Annotated in this window: 12 protein-coding genes and 1 pseudogene; 7 read left to right on the plus strand and 6 right to left on the minus strand. The window is 60.6% G+C overall.

Annotated elements, in window-relative coordinates; all coding sequences use genetic code 11:
- The first annotated feature begins 181 nt into the window (after window positions 1-181).
- On the plus strand, window positions 182-1384 hold the full coding sequence (locus ACOABP_RS29635) for an NAD-dependent formate dehydrogenase (protein WP_474230619.1): 1203 nt from the start codon (window positions 182-184) through the stop codon (window positions 1382-1384).
- Window positions 1385-1392: 8 nt separating this feature from the next.
- A complete protein-coding gene (locus ACOABP_RS29640; RefSeq protein ID WP_474230620.1) occupies window positions 1393-1884 on the plus strand; it encodes an HPP family protein in 492 nt (163 codons plus the stop codon).
- A gap of 56 nt (window positions 1885-1940) precedes the next feature.
- Here ACOABP_RS29640 and ACOABP_RS29645 read toward each other — a convergent pair whose 3' ends face one another.
- Window positions 1941-2852: a LysR family transcriptional regulator gene (locus tag ACOABP_RS29645; RefSeq protein WP_474230622.1), complete on the minus strand. Its 912-nt coding sequence runs from the start codon at window positions 2850-2852 to the stop codon at window positions 1941-1943.
- A 1082-nt stretch (window positions 2853-3934) separates the two neighbouring features.
- Here ACOABP_RS29645 and ACOABP_RS29650 point away from each other — a divergent pair.
- Window positions 3935-4975, plus strand: a complete 1041-nt coding sequence (locus ACOABP_RS29650; RefSeq protein WP_474230624.1) for a DUF1254 domain-containing protein — start codon at window positions 3935-3937, stop codon at window positions 4973-4975.
- A 74-nt stretch (window positions 4976-5049) separates the two neighbouring features.
- Here the strand turns inward: ACOABP_RS29650 and ACOABP_RS29655 are convergent, their stop codons facing one another.
- Both ACOABP_RS29655 and ACOABP_RS29660 read right to left on the minus strand, forming a co-directional pair.
- Window positions 5050-5208: a DUF1214 domain-containing protein gene (locus tag ACOABP_RS29655; protein WP_474230625.1), complete on the minus strand. Its 159-nt coding sequence runs from the start codon at window positions 5206-5208 to the stop codon at window positions 5050-5052.
- A gap of 360 nt (window positions 5209-5568) precedes the next feature.
- On the minus strand, window positions 5569-6582 hold the full coding sequence (locus tag ACOABP_RS29660) for a phytanoyl-CoA dioxygenase family protein (protein ID WP_474230627.1): 1014 nt from the start codon (window positions 6580-6582) through the stop codon (window positions 5569-5571).
- A 1735-nt stretch (window positions 6583-8317) separates the two neighbouring features.
- On the opposite strand from ACOABP_RS29660, the pseudogene ACOABP_RS29665 reads away from it, so the two are divergent.
- Together ACOABP_RS29665 and ACOABP_RS29670 are read left to right on the plus strand one after the other, a co-directional pair.
- Window positions 8318-8551, plus strand: a pseudogene (locus ACOABP_RS29665) (hypothetical protein); the annotation flags it as partial.
- Window positions 8552-8810: 259 nt separating this feature from the next.
- The gene (locus ACOABP_RS29670; protein ID WP_474230629.1) at window positions 8811-9062 is read left to right on the plus strand and encodes a GlsB/YeaQ/YmgE family stress response membrane protein; all 252 of its coding nucleotides are present in this window, start codon (window positions 8811-8813) and stop codon (window positions 9060-9062) included.
- Between the two features lie 174 nt (window positions 9063-9236).
- On the opposite strand, the gene aceE is transcribed toward ACOABP_RS29670, so the two are convergent.
- Complete coding sequence (gene aceE / locus ACOABP_RS29675; RefSeq protein ID WP_474230631.1) at window positions 9237-11924, minus strand: pyruvate dehydrogenase (acetyl-transferring), homodimeric type; 2688 nt, start codon at window positions 11922-11924, stop codon at window positions 9237-9239.
- 151 nt (window positions 11925-12075) lie between these two features.
- On the opposite strand from aceE, the gene ACOABP_RS29680 reads away from it, so the two are divergent.
- A complete protein-coding gene (locus tag ACOABP_RS29680) occupies window positions 12076-12519 on the plus strand; it encodes a MarR family winged helix-turn-helix transcriptional regulator (RefSeq protein WP_474230633.1) in 444 nt (147 codons plus the stop codon).
- A 194-nt stretch (window positions 12520-12713) separates the two neighbouring features.
- Here ACOABP_RS29680 and ACOABP_RS29685 read toward each other — a convergent pair whose 3' ends face one another.
- Both ACOABP_RS29685 and ACOABP_RS29690 read right to left on the minus strand, forming a co-directional pair.
- The gene (locus tag ACOABP_RS29685; RefSeq protein ID WP_474230634.1) at window positions 12714-13040 is read right to left on the minus strand and encodes an EthD family reductase; all 327 of its coding nucleotides are present in this window, start codon (window positions 13038-13040) and stop codon (window positions 12714-12716) included.
- 135 nt (window positions 13041-13175) lie between these two features.
- Window positions 13176-14399, minus strand: coding sequence for an MFS transporter (locus ACOABP_RS29690; protein ID WP_474230635.1), 1224 nt, complete (start codon window positions 14397-14399; stop codon window positions 13176-13178).
- A gap of 76 nt (window positions 14400-14475) precedes the next feature.
- Between ACOABP_RS29690 and ACOABP_RS29695 the strand changes: the two genes are divergently transcribed.
- Entirely contained in the window at window positions 14476-15522 is a 1047-nt protein-coding gene (locus tag ACOABP_RS29695; protein WP_474230637.1) for an AraC family transcriptional regulator, read from the plus strand.
- The last annotated feature ends 100 nt before the right edge of the window (window positions 15523-15622 follow it).

Raw genomic sequence — 15622 nt, forward strand, 5'->3', positions numbered from 1 at the left:
GCTGGTCTCCCGCAAGCAATCGCCTCGCCCTGATAAGCGCCGCCGATCAAGACATCGAATCAAACGATTGGTAGTCCCTTGTGGGTATGTCCCAAGATGGTTGTGCGCAGTCGTGGACTGCGCCTCCCGCAGCCGCCAACAGCGCGGCGTCGATCATCTGGACTCCTGCAAGGATACGAGAATGGCCAAGATTGTTTGTGTTCTCTACGATGACCCCGTCAAGGGCTATCCCAAAAGCTATGCGCGGGACGATCTGCCGCAGCTCGAGCGCTACCCCGACGGTCAGACTCTCCCGACGCCGCACGCCATCGACTTCACGCCCGGGACGTTGTTGGGCAGCGTCTCGGGAGAGCTTGGATTGCGCAAGTATCTGGAATCCAATGGCCACGAACTCGTCGTGACGTCGAGCAAGGACGGTGCCAATAGCGTGCTCGACCGCGAATTGCATGACGCCGAGATCGTGATCTCGCAGCCGTTCTGGCCGGCGTACATGACCGCCGAACGCATCGCCCGCGCGCCCAAGCTGAAAATGATCGTGACGGCAGGCATCGGGTCGGATCATACGGATCTCCAGGCAGCGATGGACCGCGGGATCACCGTCGCCGAGGTCACCTACTGCAACAGCAACAGCGTGGCCGAGCACGTGGTGATGATGACGCTGGGCCTTGTTCGCAACTACATCCCGTCCTACAACTGGGTGACCAAGGGCGGTTGGAACATCGCCGACTGCGTCGCGCGATCCTACGACGTCGAAGGCATGCACGTTGGCACGGTGGCCGCAGGGCGTATCGGTCTGCGTGTGCTGCGCCTGCTCAAGCCGTTCGATATGAAGCTTCACTACATGGATCGCCATCGCCTGCCGGAAGCGGTCGAGCGGGAACTGAACCTGACGCATCACACCAGCCTGGAGAGCCTGACCCGCGTTTGCGATGTCGTAACGCTGAACTGCCCACTGCATCCTGAAACCGAGCACATGATCAATGCCGACTCCCTGCGGCAGTTCAAGCGCGGTGCTTACCTGATCAACACGGCCCGAGGCAAGCTCTGCGACACCAATGCCGTCGTGGCGGCGCTGGAAAGCGGACAGCTCGCTGGCTACGCCGGTGATGTGTGGTTCCCGCAACCTGCGCCCGCCGACCACCCGTGGCGTTCGATGCCGCACCATGGCATGACGCCACACATTTCCGGCACCAGTCTTTCGGCACAGACCCGCTATGCGGCAGGTACGCGAGAAATTCTCGAATGCTATTTCGAGGGGCGTCCTATCCGCAACGAGTACTTGATTGTGCAGGGTGGTAGCCTGGCTGGTGTCGGTGCGCACTCGTACAGCGCGGGCAATGCCACGAAGGGATCGGAAGAGGCAGCCCGGTTCAAGCACAAGTAGAAGCCGCGATGCCTTCGTCCACGGCATTGCCAACGGCTGCCGCCGCTGAATCGTGGCGCGGCAGAGCCGGCCGCATTCTTCTGGCAGGACTGGGGGCGCTGGTGGGGCTCGGCACGCTGGGCGCCCTCGTCAACTTCACGGGGAATCCCTGGCTTCTTGGATCGCTCGGGGCATCCTGCGTGCTGCTGTTCGGCTTCCCGGAAGCGGGGTTTTCCCGGCCGAAGAACGTGGTGGGCGGCCACGTGCTGTCTTCCTTGATTGGCCTAGCATGCTTGCACTGGCTTGGCGCCGGCTGGTGGGCCATGGCGGCGGCCGGTGCGTGCGCCGCGATGGTGATGATGGCGACGGATACTGTCCATCCGCCGGCGGGGAGCAATCCGGTCATCATCTACCTGTTGCATCCCGGCTGGGACTTCCTGCTGCTGCCGACCCTGGCGGGCGCGCTCATGCTCCTGCTGATCAGCAAACTCTACTGGCGGTTGATCCGCCCGGTTCGATAGCGCCGTGACGCCTGGCGCCCGGCAACGCAATGACAGTGTCGGGCGCAGCGGGCAATCTAGCCGGCAAGCAAGGCGTCGATACGGCCCTGCATGTCGAGCTCACGAAAGCCGCGCAGGGCGGCGCTCATCACCGGCCCAACCGGTTGCTGGTCGCGGTAGACGAGCCCGATCTGGCGTTCCAGCCGCGGAGTCATCGGGATTGAATGCAGGCGTTCCGACGTTTCCGTGAGACAGAGAACACTGTGCGGCAGGATGCTGAATAGCCCCGCGCGCTTGACGTGAGCGTACAGCGCGGTCATGGAATCCGTTTCGACGACAGGGGCGGCGAAGGCGCCGGCTGCGGCGAATGCGGCGTCGATGCCGCGCCGGCACTGCAAGTTGGCGCTGAACAGGCAGAGCGGCAAGCTGGCCGCGCGCTCCCACGATGCTGTCTCTGCCCCGTCGAACATGTCGGCTTCAGCGGCCACCAGCACGTAGCGCTCGCAAAAAATTGGCAGGGTACAAAAGCTGCCGAGTCGTTCGTTGTCGAGATAGCTCACGCCGACGTCGAGTTCGAACTCACCGATCTTGCGAAGAATTTCGGTGGCGGAAAGGGTGTAGACCTGATGCCGCATACGGGGGTAGCGTTCCAGACAATACTGGGTGAGCGTCGGTACGAGTGGTAGCGAAGCCGGGATCACGCCCATGCGAAGCACCCCCGCGGGGTCTTCCCGGCTTGCTCTTGCATCCTGACGCAGGTGTTCGCAATCGGCCAGGACACGTCGAGCCCACGCCAGCACGCGCTCGCCGTCTTCGGTGAAGCCTTCAAAACGGCGGCCCCGCTGGACGATGACGACACCCAACTCGTCTTCGATGCCTCGGATAGCGCCCGATAACGCCGGCTGGGACACGTTGCAAACGGCCGCGGCGCGCCCGAAATGGCGTTCCTTCGCCAATGCCACTACGTAGCTCAGTTGCCGGATGAACATGCGCGTCTCCTGGGCTGTCTGCGCCGCAGCAGTGGGGCGCCAATCCGTTATATTCACATAAATATATCGTATATCACCGATGGACGGATAGTTCGACGCATCGCGAGCCGTTGTGCGAAGCAGCATGGAATTAACGGCGGACGTGGCGTGCGAAGCGTAATATCCTTTCGGATATAACGGAAGACGAAAGTAGAGCCCGTGGCTTCCGTCGGCCCAGGCGGAACCATTGGCGCCTCGACAATGTTTCCGACGCCGTTGACAGGTGTGGCCGACTTTGCGCTTACGCCTTCCGGGCAATTTGGCTATGCACTGGAATATCTCGGCGACAGGATTGCCCGGCACCTAATGGAGCCGGCCACGGGCTCTTCTGCCACCGCGATCGATGTGACCACCGTCGGGATGAATGGCCGACGCCTGCGTATCGAGTCCCAGGGGCGGTACCTGTACGCTCCATTCGCCAATGGCACGCTGTACGCCTTTGCTAACGACGGCACATCCGGCGCGCTGACGGCAGTACCGGGCAGCCCATTCGCGACGGGCAACAGCAACGTCGCCCTTGCCATTGTCGAACCGAAACCGCGAAGAAAAGCGGGCCCACTGGCCCGCTTCCATTACAGGTGGCTCACCCCGAGGCGCACAGCATATTCCTCGTCGGTGAGCTTTTCCATTTCGAGGGCGCGTTGTGCTGCTTTACGCCAATCGAAAATTGCACAGTTGTGGCGCCTCTGTTTCATTTGCAACGCCTCCACTGCTCACGCAGCGTCTGGTGTGTTGCATCGACCGGTTGAATCCACAACCTGTAACGGACGTTAGATGTGAAGCTCATGGACGGCCGCTCGGGGCTGGAACCGGTCGTCGAACCTACGGCGCCTAGTCGCTTCGGTCGGAGAGCACCGTTCCCAGTAATCGATCTGCAGGTGAGCCTGCACCGCTACGACATTCACACTGAAGGGACATACTGGCGTGATATTAGCGATTTTTTTGGCGTGATAAGTGATTTCATGACTCGGCGCTTTAGCGTCTACGGCGCGGCATACTGCCGGATAATCTCCAGCATGTGAAAATCTCGACATGGGACACTCATGAAGACATCGCTTATCGCTCATTCCGCTATCGCCATGTCACTCACCGGCTTCGGCATGGCGCATGCGCAGACCGCGTCGGTTGAAGGTAAGCCGCTCACTGTTACGGTCAACAATTTTGTCCGTGCCGAATCGGATATGTACATCGCCAATCTGGCTAAACGGGAAGGGTTGGGGAAGCTGTTTCACCGGCGAGAGCCGGCGTCGATCGACAACCAGACTGTGATCCGATTGAATCGGGACACACTCTATTCTTCCGCTGTCTTTGATCTCGATGCCGGACCCGTGACCGTCACCATGCCGGACCCCGGCAAACGGTTCATGTCGCTGCAGATCATCAACGAGGATCACTACGTGCCCAACGTGTTCTACGGCGCCGGCAAGCATGTACTGACGCGGGAGAACGTTGGCACGCGGTATGTACTGGTGAATATCCGTACGCTGGTCGATCCTGCCGATCCGGAGGACCTGAAGCAGGTCCATACCCTGCAGGATGCCATTCAGGTTAGCCAGAAGGGCCAGGGCAAGTTGGAACTGCCCAATTGGGATCCCGTGAGCCAGAAGAAGCTGCGCGACGCACTGCTGGCGGTCCAGGCGACGACGCCCGACTTCAAGGGGGCTTTCGGCAAGAAGGGCGAAGTCGATCCCGTAAAGCATCTGCTTGGCACCGCCGCGGGCTGGGGTGGCAACCCCGACAAGGACGCCACTTACTTCAGCTTCACACCTGCAAAAAACGACGGTAAGACGGTCTACCGCCTCACGGCAAAGGAAGTACCGGTCGACGGCTTCTGGTCTATCAGCGTCTACAACGGCGACGGCTATTTCCAGAAGAATGCAGCCAATGCTTATGCGCTGAACAACCTGACCGCCAAGCGCGGCGCGGACGACGCCATCACGATCCAGTTCGGCGGCTGCGACGCTGGCGTGGTGAATTGCTTGCCGATCGTGGAGGGCTGGAATTACACCCTGCGCCTGTACCGGCCGCGGGCGGAAGTGCTGCGTGGCACTTATACCTTCCCGGACGCACGGCCGGTAAATTGATCCACGGCACTATCCATGGCGGCGGGATCGAGGCGCTGTCCCACGCCCGAGGCTGCGGGGACTTGGAGCGCGATTTACCTCACTTCCTTGAAGTCGCCAGGTTTCCAGCTTTGATCGAACCAGGCTTGCAGCGGTGCATAGAGTCGCAGGATCACCATCCAGTGCTTACCCGGCATGGTTTGTACCCAGTTGCCTTCCTGGCCGGCCGGCGCTTTTGGCCCGAACCAAACCATGCGCCCTCAGCCCTGCGTATGCGCAAACTGCTGACGATAGTCTTGCAGGGACGCGCTAAAGGCTTTCACGAAGGCGCGGCGCATGCGTTCGTCAACTCCAAACCCAGTCCGATGCGTGGAGCCGGAATGCCATCAAGTGCCGATTCCAGAAGACGCCTGGCTGCTTCCGTTTGATCTTCCCGACAGCACGTGCAGGGCTCCCCCATTGCGCGTTGATAGACGCAGTTGAAGTTACGCGGACTCTTCCGGGCTGCCTCGGCTAGCGCCGTTACAGACAAATCGGCTTCAACATTGGGGCGAATCCACGCTCACAAACCGTCGCGTCGGCCGCAAGCGCGGCGACCGTACTCGCCCGTAGACTCATTTTGTCAGCGCTTCTTTGGAGGGCCGAGCTTTGCGCTGCCTGGCGGGAGACAGGCCTCTTTGCAGCGAGTGTCTGATTCTTCGAATGATCGGAAACCTCATTATGCTCGAGCGGGCATTTTCCAGGAGCCATCTTTTGAGCAGAATGGACAGGATGTGGGGCGCGCTGCATTGGCTGCTGTCAAGCGAGAGGAGATCCGTCGAAGGGAAGATCTCGTACTCAGAATGGCTGCCAAATCCAAGGTAGGTCTTGAGGTCCTCTGATAGGTTCCCCACGAAGTTTGGATTTATTATGATGGGCTCACTGTTTGTGATTTCGCTGTCTACTTGGAAAAATACGCTCTTTCTGATGAATTTCCTATCTAAGACTGGCTTTGCTCTATGAATCCCGTAGGTGTTGTATATTATTAGAGAGCCGCGCGGATATTTAAAAGAAACAATCTTGTCGGCGTAGTTCTTGCTAATGAAGTCTTCGGAGTAGTCGGAATATGCCTTTTCTCCGGACCAGTTGTGAGAGCCCTCGATATACTGGAATTCTCCATCGGCGACGTCAGATACGTAGAAAATGAAGATGAGACCAGGTATCTGAGCAAAGCCTTTGTCGGTCTTGTTGTCCGTGTGCCATTGCATGCTATAGCCGCCAAGTGTTTCGTAGTACCTTAATGCTTTCAGTCTGAAGAAGTTGCCTAGATAATTTCTGCAAACATCAAAAACAAAATCCGACGTGCAGAAATCGTAAAATACTTTCGACTTCGCTAGCAAGTTGACGAAGTAATACTGTCTTCCTGCGTAGACCCCAGTCACGTCATTATGGTTGAGTCCGAATCTTTTGGCTGTTGCGGATTTTTCGATGGCGGCCAAGGCCTGTTCCGTGATTGCCGACTCGAAACTGAAATACCCCTTTTCTTTGAGTTCCGAGCAAATCACGAAGGGGTCGACATCCAAGAACCTCTGATTGAAGATTTCGAGGCCGTCGGTATCAATCTGGTACCTTTCCGAAATTTGATTCATTTATTCTCTCCCTTGAGTTTGCAATCTGATGGGGTGATTGATCTGAGGATCGATATTGTTCGTTATGAGTGATTCGGGGCGCGCTATAGATACTATTCTGGATAAACCGACGCATGATATGAGAGGGATCCGCTAGGTGAGTCAGTCCTGCCGGCACGCCAGGTCGCGATGCTGGAAACCAGTTGAAACGGTCCATTTGTAGTCGCCGGCTTGACTGCATGTCCGCGTGATTGTCGGACAGGACGGCTGGAAGCCGACGGCGCTGCCAGGCAGGCAAGCAAGCACATTGGCGTTCTGCAGCGCATTAATGGCGAGCCGCGCAGAACAGCCAGCGAGCGTCCCGGGTGGTGGACTAACTCCATCGTGTGCACAGCCGTTTGGTGCCTCAGTAAATCAAATGGATGCCCCTGGGCTTGGCTCCCCGGCCTACCTATCCTAGATCCTTCGACACGAAATGGCTGACGAATGCCAAGCCGTTGTGTTAGGGGCACCACTAAGCGTGGCCCAGCCGTACTTGCATCCTTTTCGTTCTGCCATCCGGCACTTGATGCTGCGCGGTGTTCCTAATGCCTGTTCGGATGATGCGAAATCATGGGCGCTGGCATGGACGCTGATATCTCGCAGCATCGGATGAACGGACCGTATTCGTCTACTTTCCCTCTATCGGGGGGGTACTCGTTCGCCGGTTCAAGGATCTGGACGTTGCTGCCGACAGTCCGCTCCTAGCCGGTCTCAGTCGTCGGTCTACCTAGGCGGGGACTGGCGGGGGCCAGAGACGATTACCAATCCTTCTGCGACGCTCAAGGTTGCTTGCGTAGATGGCAGGCAGCAATTCGACTGCGGTCGTTCGATGCAAGGAATTCAACTTGGAAACGCAACATGCGACGACTCAACTCGATTGTGGAGCGTCGGACCTTTTGCGCTAGGATTTTCTGCCTGGAACAATAGCTGAATGGTTCGGTAACGCTAAAACTACCGGCGTCGCGGGCGCCCGACCCCGGGCCTATTCATGGCCGCCCGTGGACTCACTCCGTCAAGTGTTCATCGCAGCACACATGCGGTTGGTCTTCCGAACCTTGTCCTCGGCTATGTATTAGCGGTTGCCGCGGGACGCAACTCCACGTCTTTTCTCATTCGCGCAGCCGCCCTATCCGAGCTGGATGTGTCATCGGTATCGATGATGCACAAAATTTGCTCGTCTCCTTTACTAGCTATTTCGAGTCACAACGCGGGTGACGTGGCCGATGTCCATCCGCCGTCAAGCCCCAATAACAGTTTCACGTTCGTGAAACCTGCCTTCGGGCGTCTCCGGCAGTGGTCGCGCGCGAGTCGCTTGGGCGGAAGGTGGTTCTATGAAGGAAGCTCTCGGATTTACCGTGATGTGCTGGCTGTCCGGTGCCGTCCTCCTCTGCATAGATTCCGCTGCGGCCACCGCATTGAGCGGCGTCCTTGCCATGGCGGCGCTAGACATCTTCACGCCTTGAGAGTTGGCTGCCATCTGGGGATCTGCCATGGATCGACGCCTCTTTCTCTCAACGCTAGGATCGGCCGCACTGGCGACCAGTTTGCCGGCCGCTTCCCAGGGCGATGGGCACCTGACGCGTAGGGGCTTTACCGTTCGTGTGTTGTTTGCGGCACACGCAGCCTCCCGATCACAGAGCGCGCCATGGACTACACGACCAGCCAAGCATTTGCGGACCCAATTTCCAGTGATCTTGGAGAGCACGTTGCCTTGCGCGGGTTCAACCCTGACGTCTGGTTTAACAATGTCGAAACTGTCGCAGCGGAAAAGATCGGTACGGGGACGACGACCTACGTCCGGAATATCTATAAGTACTACGTGTCTTACCGACTGCTCAAGGATGCCCAGACCCGGCGGGCGCGCGCGTGCAGCAGGTCAATCACTGCACTGAAGCAGCCGGTCGCGGGGGACTTCCCTAGGTCCAAAGTCCCATGGAGTCAATTTTGACATTGTCTAATCTTGTGAAGGCTGGCTGATCCGTTATTGCGTTCCGAAAAGAGGAAAGGGCCGAGCACGGCTCAGGGTTCGACAGCCGTCTAGGCGGCTGAGAGCCTAGTCCAATAATGGTCCTCGGTCGCCTCATCCCCAACAAGAGGAGGGCAAGGGAGGGGTATCTTGAGACATTGTCTGTTGATCTCCTGCATCGGGGTCATGGCCAAGGTTCGTCGTGGTTCATCAGAAGACAAACAACTTGGAGCCGCAAATCATGGAACACGGTTTAATCGCATGGATTGTGATAGGGGCAATTGCAGGATGGCTGGCGGGAGTCGTTGTGAAGGGAGGCGGCTTTGGCTTGCTTGTTGACATTATCGTAGGCATTGCGGGCGCCTTCATCGGCGGTTGGCTGGCGGGCGTGCTTGGGATTGCAACCGGCGGAGGATGGATCCCCTCGATCATCACGGCGTTGATCGGTGCAGTTATTCTCTTGTTTATTATCCGGATGATCAAACGCGCGTAAGCGCAACACCAGCGCGGAGAATGTCCGCGCTAGACACCAAACTTCGATACACCGGCTGAACGACTCCATCGAGCTGTTGCGTTGACCGGTTGAATCCACAGTCGAAGCACGACGGTGAGGACGAGGCAATTTGGCAGCCTGCGTCCTCGGTGCCGGACCGACAATGGCTGCTGATTAGCCGATAGACGGATCAACCTTGTCTACGTCCAGGCCATAGCGGCGAATGGCTTGGGCGACGACACTGAGCGGCACGGTGCCGTCATCGGCCAGCGCCTTGAGCGCAGCCAGGGCAATGAAGTGTCGGTCCACTTCAAAGAAGCGTCGCAGCGACTCGCGCGTGTCGGAGCGGCCAAATCCGTCAGTTCCCAGTGCCACCATGCGACGTGAGCCGATGAACGGACGGATCTGGTCAGCCACGATCTTCATGTAGTCGGTGGCCACCACGAGCGGTCCCTCCCGATCGGCCAGGCATTGCTGGAGGTAGGGCAGGCGCGGCGTGGCGTCCGGATGGAGCAGGTTCCAGCGTTCGGTCGCCAGGCCCTCGCGGCGCAGTTCGGTCAGGCTCGTGGCACTCCAGATGTCGCTGGCAATGCCGAAATCCGATGCCAGCAGTTCCGCCGCCGCAATGACTTCGTTGAGGATGGCGCCGCTACCAGCCAGTTGTACCCGGCCAAAGGACTTCTCGGTTGGCGCAGCGCAGCGCAGCGGATACCACCCGCGCAGGATACCTTCTTCAACGCCTTCCGGCAGCGCGGGGTGCGTGTAGTTTTCGTTCAGTAGTGTGATGTAGTAAAAGATGTCCTCTTGATCCACATACATGCGGCGAATACCGTCATGGACGATCACCGCCAGTTCGTAGGCGAAGGTTGGGTCGTATGAGACGCAGCAGGGAATCACTGACGACAGCACGTGGCTGTGGCCATCGTCGTGCTGCAGCCCTTCGCCCATGAGCGTGGTCCGTCCCGAGGTGGCGCCGAGCAGGAAGCCGCGCGCGCGGGCATCGCCGGCGGCCCAGGCCAAGTCGCCCACCCGCTGGAAGCCGAACATCGAATAGTAGATGTAGAACGGCAGCGTGTTGACGCCATGAGTGCTGTACGCGGTGGCCGCGGCTATCCATGCCGACATCGCGCCGGACTCATTGAGCCCTTCCTGCAGAATTTGTCCGTCGCGCGACTCGCGATAGTAGCTGAGCTGATCGGCGTCTTGTGGCGTGTAGAGTTGGCCGACGTGGGAATAGATCCCGACCTGGCGAAACATGCCCTCCATGCCGAAAGTCCGTGATTCGTCGGGAACAATCGGTACCACGTTCTGGCCCAGCGCCTTGTCCTTGAGCAGCGTGCCAAGCATACGCACGAAGGCCATGGTCGTGGAGTAGCCGCGGGTGCCGGAGTCGTTCAATTGCGTATCGAAGATCGACAGCGGAGGTAGCGCCATGGGACCCGTTCCGGCATGCCGGGCCGGAATGTGTCCGCCCAGGGCCGCCCGCCGGCTGTGCAGGTAGTGAGCCTCCACGCTATCGGGGCCAGGCTTCAGGTAAGGGATCTCCTCCAGCTGCTCATCGCTGACCGGCAACTCGAAGCGGTCGCGAAACGCGCGAACGGCGTCCGCGTTGAGCTTCTTCAACTGATGGTTGATGTTCTGGCCTTCACCGGCTTCACCCATGCCGAATCCCTTGACGGTCTTGACCAGGACGACGGTAGGCTGGCCCACATGCTTTGTGGCGGCAGCGTAGGCGTTGAAGACCTTGACAGGATCGTGCCCGCCCCGGGTCAGTGCCCAGATATCGGCATCGCTCATGTCGGCCACGAGTTCGCGCAGGGCGGGATACTTGCCGAAGAAATGTTCGCGTACATAGGCTCCGTCCTGCGACTTGAACGTCTGATATTCGCCATCGACGCACTCCATCATGCGCTGGCGCAGCAAGCCGGTGGTGTCGCGTGCGAGCAGCCGGTCCCACCCGCTGCCCCAGATCACCTTGATCACGTTCCAGCCAGCCGCCCGGTAAAGGCCCTCGAACTCCTGGATGATCTTGGCATTGCCCCGGACGGGACCGTCGAGGCGCTGGAGATTGCAGTTGACGACGAAAATCAGGTTGTGAAGCCGTTCGCGTCCGGCCATGGCTACGGCTGCAAGCGATTCGGGCTGATCCATTTCGCCGTCGCCAAGGAATGCCCAGACCTTGCGTTCCTGGCTGGGGGCGAGCTGCCGGTCCTCCAGGTAGCGCATGAAACGTGCCTGGTACGCCGCTGTGATTGGTCCAAGCCCCATCGAGACAGTCGGGAACTGCCAGAAATCCGGCATCAGCCGCGGATGGGGATACGACGACACGCCATTGCGCCCAGCCTCTCGACGAAAATTGTCGAGTTGCGCCTCGTCGATGCGACCTTCCAGGAAGGCTCGCGCATAAATTCCTGGCGAAGCATGGCCCTGCAGGTAGACCAGATCGCCAGCGAAGCCTTCTGTACGGCCCCTGAAAAAATGCTGGAAGCCCACTTCGTACAACACGGCGGCCGATGCATACGTGGCGATATGCCCGCCGACGTTGGAATGCTTGCCCGCCCGCAGCACCATCGCCATGGCATTCCAGCGCGCCATGGCGGCCAGCCGGCGTTCGATCTGCATGTCGCCGGGATAAGGCTGCTCGCGCGATTCTGAGATGGTGTTGACGTAGGGCGTCGTGATTGCGCCATGAAAATCCCCGTGTCGGGCCGCGTCCGATTCATGCAGGCGGTCCATCAGGTAGTGGGCGCGTTCGCGGCCTTCCACTTCGGTCACGGCGGCCAGGGCCTCGATCCATTCCTGCGTTTCCTGCGGGTCCACATCCAGCGGCAATACGTGCAGCGGCAACACCGGGGCATTCATGTCTGTCTCCATGGGATTGACGGGGTTTCGGTTCGCATCAGGCCCTGCCGGGTAGACGGGGTCATCGCGTTCCAAGTGAATTGCAAATGCAATCGTTCGGGCATTGTGGGCGCTCTGAGGCATAATTGCAACTGCAACTATTGGAGATGCCATGTCGACTGGGAAACCGGATTTGTGGTTTTCGTTCGTACGCTCGCACCGGGCCTTGATACGCGAGGTGGACCGGCGTCTGGCCGAGGCTGGACTGCCTGTCTACGCTTGGTACGACGTGCTGTGGGGGATTGAAAGCGGGCCGGAGGAAGGCAGGCGAATGCATGAGCTGGCCGATGTACTTGCCATCGAGCGCTACAACCTGACTCGCCTGATTGACCGGCTGGAGCGTGAAGAACTGGTGACCCGTATCCGTTCAGAGGAAGACGGCCGTGCCGCGTTCGTGTCCGTCACACGGCACGGCAAGGCCTTGCGCAAGAAGATGTGGGGCATCTACGAGGCAGCGGTCAATGAGTTGTTTGTGGCCCAGTTCCGGCCAGAAGACATCGAGCGGTTTTCTCGTGCGCTGGATGCGGCGGCAGCCAAAGCGGGACGGCCGAAATAGGTTCGACTCCTTTTTCGTCAGAATCGAGCCTGGAACGGACGGAAAAGCGGAGAAACGAGGGTCGGGCGCCGCCATGCGCATGGCTTTGAGGTGCCCGGTGTTCAACCCGGAGGGGCCATTCGAGGGCGAGTTGCAACAGTGCGCTCATGGCCGATACCAGGCGTCCGGGCCTCGTCAGACTCCATCCGGTGCCTTCAACGATCCGAGCGCTCGACGACGACCTCGCTGACCTGGACCACTGGCGCGATGTCGGTGTAGTTGGCGATGTCGCCCAGGATCTCGACGCCGTGCTGCTGCATGGCGGCCTGGTAGCCTTCGATCGAATCACAGATGAACGCGCACATCGCCACGAAGGCGGGTGGTGCACCTGGCGCTCTGCCGGCGAGGCCTTTTTCGACGGTGTAGTACGCGCAGGCACCGCCCAGCCTCGCCTTCACCATCGGCATGTGCCGGTCGCGGTAGTAGGCATGGTCGAAGCGTGCGCCTTCGGTGTACGGATACAATACGCTGACCTTGATCATGGGGTTCTCCTTACTTTGCACTGACCAAGGTTTCGGGCGGTAGAACGCCGTTCACGCATGGCGCGCGGTTCAATGGCTGCCTTGACCGGAATCTTCCGGCGTATCGCCCCTTCTATTGTCGCGATGGCGGCAGATTCAATGCAGTCTACGCTCGACCAGCGCGGATACTGTCTCCACTCGTCGCGGCACGCCCATCGCGATCGTCGCAACCGCGATGGCCAGCACGATGGCGGCCCCGACGAACACACCAGTGGCGCCGTTTGCATCGAATACGACGCCACCCGCCGCCGCACCGGTCGCGATCGCGAGCTGCACGGCCGCGACGATCAGGCCGCCTGCGCTCTCGGCTTCATCGGGTACGGTGCGGGTGACCCATGTCGACCATGCGACCGGCACGCCGCCGAACGCCATCCCCCAAAGCGCGACGAGCACCGCATCGATCATCGGCGCGCGGCCGAGCACTACGAGCCCGATGCCGAGCACGACCATGAGCGCAGGCATTGCGATGAGCATCGGCCGCAGCCGGTGTTCAAGCACGCGGCCGGCGAGCGACGTGCCGACGAAGTTCGCGACCCCGTAGCCAAGCAGAATCGCTGACAGTTCGTTTACTCCAACGCCCGCGACCTGTTCGAGGAACGGCCGCAGGTACGTGAAGAATGCAAAATGCCCGGTGAACACGAGCGTCGTCGCGAACATTCCAAGGCCGACAGTCGGCCGGCGCAGCACGTCGATCAACGTGCGCAGGCGGGTCGTTCCGCTCGGTGGCATCGACGGCAGCGTCACGACCTGCGATAGCAACGCGACGCCGCCAAGCGCGGCTGCTAACAGGAACACGTTGCGCCAGCCAATCAGGTGGCCGAAGTAGCTGCCGAGCGGGGCAGCGGCGATCGTCGCGACGGCCACGCCGCTGAAGATGATCGACAGCGCGCGCGGCACCATCGCCGCAGGCACGAGCCGCATCGCGGTGGCCGCTGCCATCGTCCAGAAGCCTCCGAGCGCGATGCCGAGCACAACGCGGCCGATCAGAATCGACGTGAGGTTGGTCGCAAACGCAACCGCGAGATTCGACGCGACTAATAGCATCGAGAACGCCAGCAGCACGCGCCGCCGGTCGATCGTACGCGTCGCGGCGGCGGTCAGCAGGCTTGCGACGAGCGCAACCATTGCGGTGGCCGTCACCGTCTGCCCGGCGACACCTTCGGTCACGCCGAGGCTGTCGGCCATCGGTGTGAGCAGGCTCGCGGGCAGGAATTCGGCCGTGACGAGGCCGAACACCCCTAGCGCCATTGCGAAGACCGCGCCCCAGGCGGGTTCGCTGGGGGCCGCTTGCGGAGCGGCTTCGGAAATTCCGGGATTCATGCGTCGTTCCATGTCAGGAAAAATCGGGAAAAGTGCCAATGACGGCATATGGTAAGCAGCGGCGGCAGGACGGTATATGACATACAATCCGCAATCATTGATTAATCGTCCGGATCCAATGTCCGTTTCCCTTCCTGCTCATGTTCCCGACGTGCGCGACCTCGTCAGCGAACTGCTGCTGGGGATGCGCCTGAGCGGCGTGCAGTATCGCCGCATCCAGGTCCCGCGACCGTTCGGATTGAGCTTCGGCCACGTCGCGGGACGCGCGCAGTTCCATTTCGTCGGGCGCGGGCCTGTGCTGCTGCGCGACGCGGCGGGCGCAACGACGAGGCTTGAAACCGGTGACGCGATCCTGTTGCCGCACGGCAGCATGCACGCACTTGTGTCCGATCCAGACGCCCCGTGTCGTCCCATCGGTGCCTTCGAGACCGCGACGATCTGCGACTCGGTTGCGTCGGTCGGTACGCCAGCGACCTGCGCGAGAACCGATCCGACGGTCGGCGAAGCGCTGATCTTCAGCGCGTGCATGGAGTTTGATCTTGGCGGCATGCAGCCGCTTGTCGGCACGATGCCGGAGTTCATGCACGTCGGCACGCTGCTCGCGCGCTACCCCGAAATCCGCCCGATGCTCGATGCGATGGAGCGCGAAGCCTGCTCGGAGCGCGCAGGCTTCGCGGGCATCCTCGCGCGGCTCGCAGACGTAGTCGCCTCGTTCATCGTGCGCGGCTGGGTCGAGTGCGGCTGCGGCGATGCGACGGGCTGGGTGCAAGCGTTGCTCGATCCGAAACTCGGCCGCGCGATCGTCGCGCTGCACCGCGATCCTGGCCGCAACTGGAGCGTCGCGGAATTGGCCGCCGAAGCGGGCGTGTCGCGCTCGGTGTTCGCCGAGCGATTTCTCGCCGCGACTGGGATGACGCCAGTGCGCTACGTGACCGAGCTGAGGATGCGGCTCGCCGCGCAATGGATCGCACGCGACCGCGAGGCGATCGAATCCGTTGCGTATCGGCTCGGCTACGGGTCGCTCGCCGCGTTCAGCCGCGCATTCAAGCGGGTGGTCGGGCGACCACCGGGGGCGGTGCGTGCGGATGTTGACGCGGCATACTCCACGCGTGCCGTCCCATAGACTGGTCGGGCAGCCGTGCTACAACAGCACCCGGCGAATACAAATGACGACTACCCCCCCGGGCTCAGTGCCTGGTTTCGAACCTGGAACGGCCTTGATT

It is taken from the genome of Cupriavidus sp. HE11, assembly GCF_056097175.1.

Coding starts and splice junctions, on each gene's coding strand:
- ACOABP_RS29645 (WP_474230622.1), bottom strand. CDS start 2,852: ATGTTCATCCGGCAACTGAGCTACGTAGTGGCATTGGCGAAGGAACGC.
- ACOABP_RS29635 (WP_474230619.1), top strand. CDS start 182: ATGGCCAAGATTGTTTGTGTTCTCTACGATGACCCCGTCAAGGGCTAT.
- ACOABP_RS29655 (WP_474230625.1), bottom strand. CDS start 5,208: ATGGTTTGGTTCGGGCCAAAAGCGCCGGCCGGCCAGGAAGGCAACTGG.
- ACOABP_RS29660 (WP_474230627.1), bottom strand. CDS start 6,582: ATGAATCAAATTTCGGAAAGGTACCAGATTGATACCGACGGCCTCGAA.
- aceE (WP_474230631.1), bottom strand. CDS start 11,924: ATGAATGCCCCGGTGTTGCCGCTGCACGTATTGCCGCTGGATGTGGAC.
- ACOABP_RS29680 (WP_474230633.1), top strand. CDS start 12,076: ATGTCGACTGGGAAACCGGATTTGTGGTTTTCGTTCGTACGCTCGCAC.
- ACOABP_RS29650 (WP_474230624.1), top strand. CDS start 3,935: ATGAAGACATCGCTTATCGCTCATTCCGCTATCGCCATGTCACTCACC.
- ACOABP_RS29670 (WP_474230629.1), top strand. CDS start 8,811: ATGGAACACGGTTTAATCGCATGGATTGTGATAGGGGCAATTGCAGGA.
- ACOABP_RS29640 (WP_474230620.1), top strand. CDS start 1,393: ATGCCTTCGTCCACGGCATTGCCAACGGCTGCCGCCGCTGAATCGTGG.
- ACOABP_RS29695 (WP_474230637.1), top strand. CDS start 14,476: ATGACATACAATCCGCAATCATTGATTAATCGTCCGGATCCAATGTCC.
- ACOABP_RS29685 (WP_474230634.1), bottom strand. CDS start 13,040: ATGATCAAGGTCAGCGTATTGTATCCGTACACCGAAGGCGCACGCTTC.
- ACOABP_RS29690 (WP_474230635.1), bottom strand. CDS start 14,399: ATGAATCCCGGAATTTCCGAAGCCGCTCCGCAAGCGGCCCCCAGCGAA.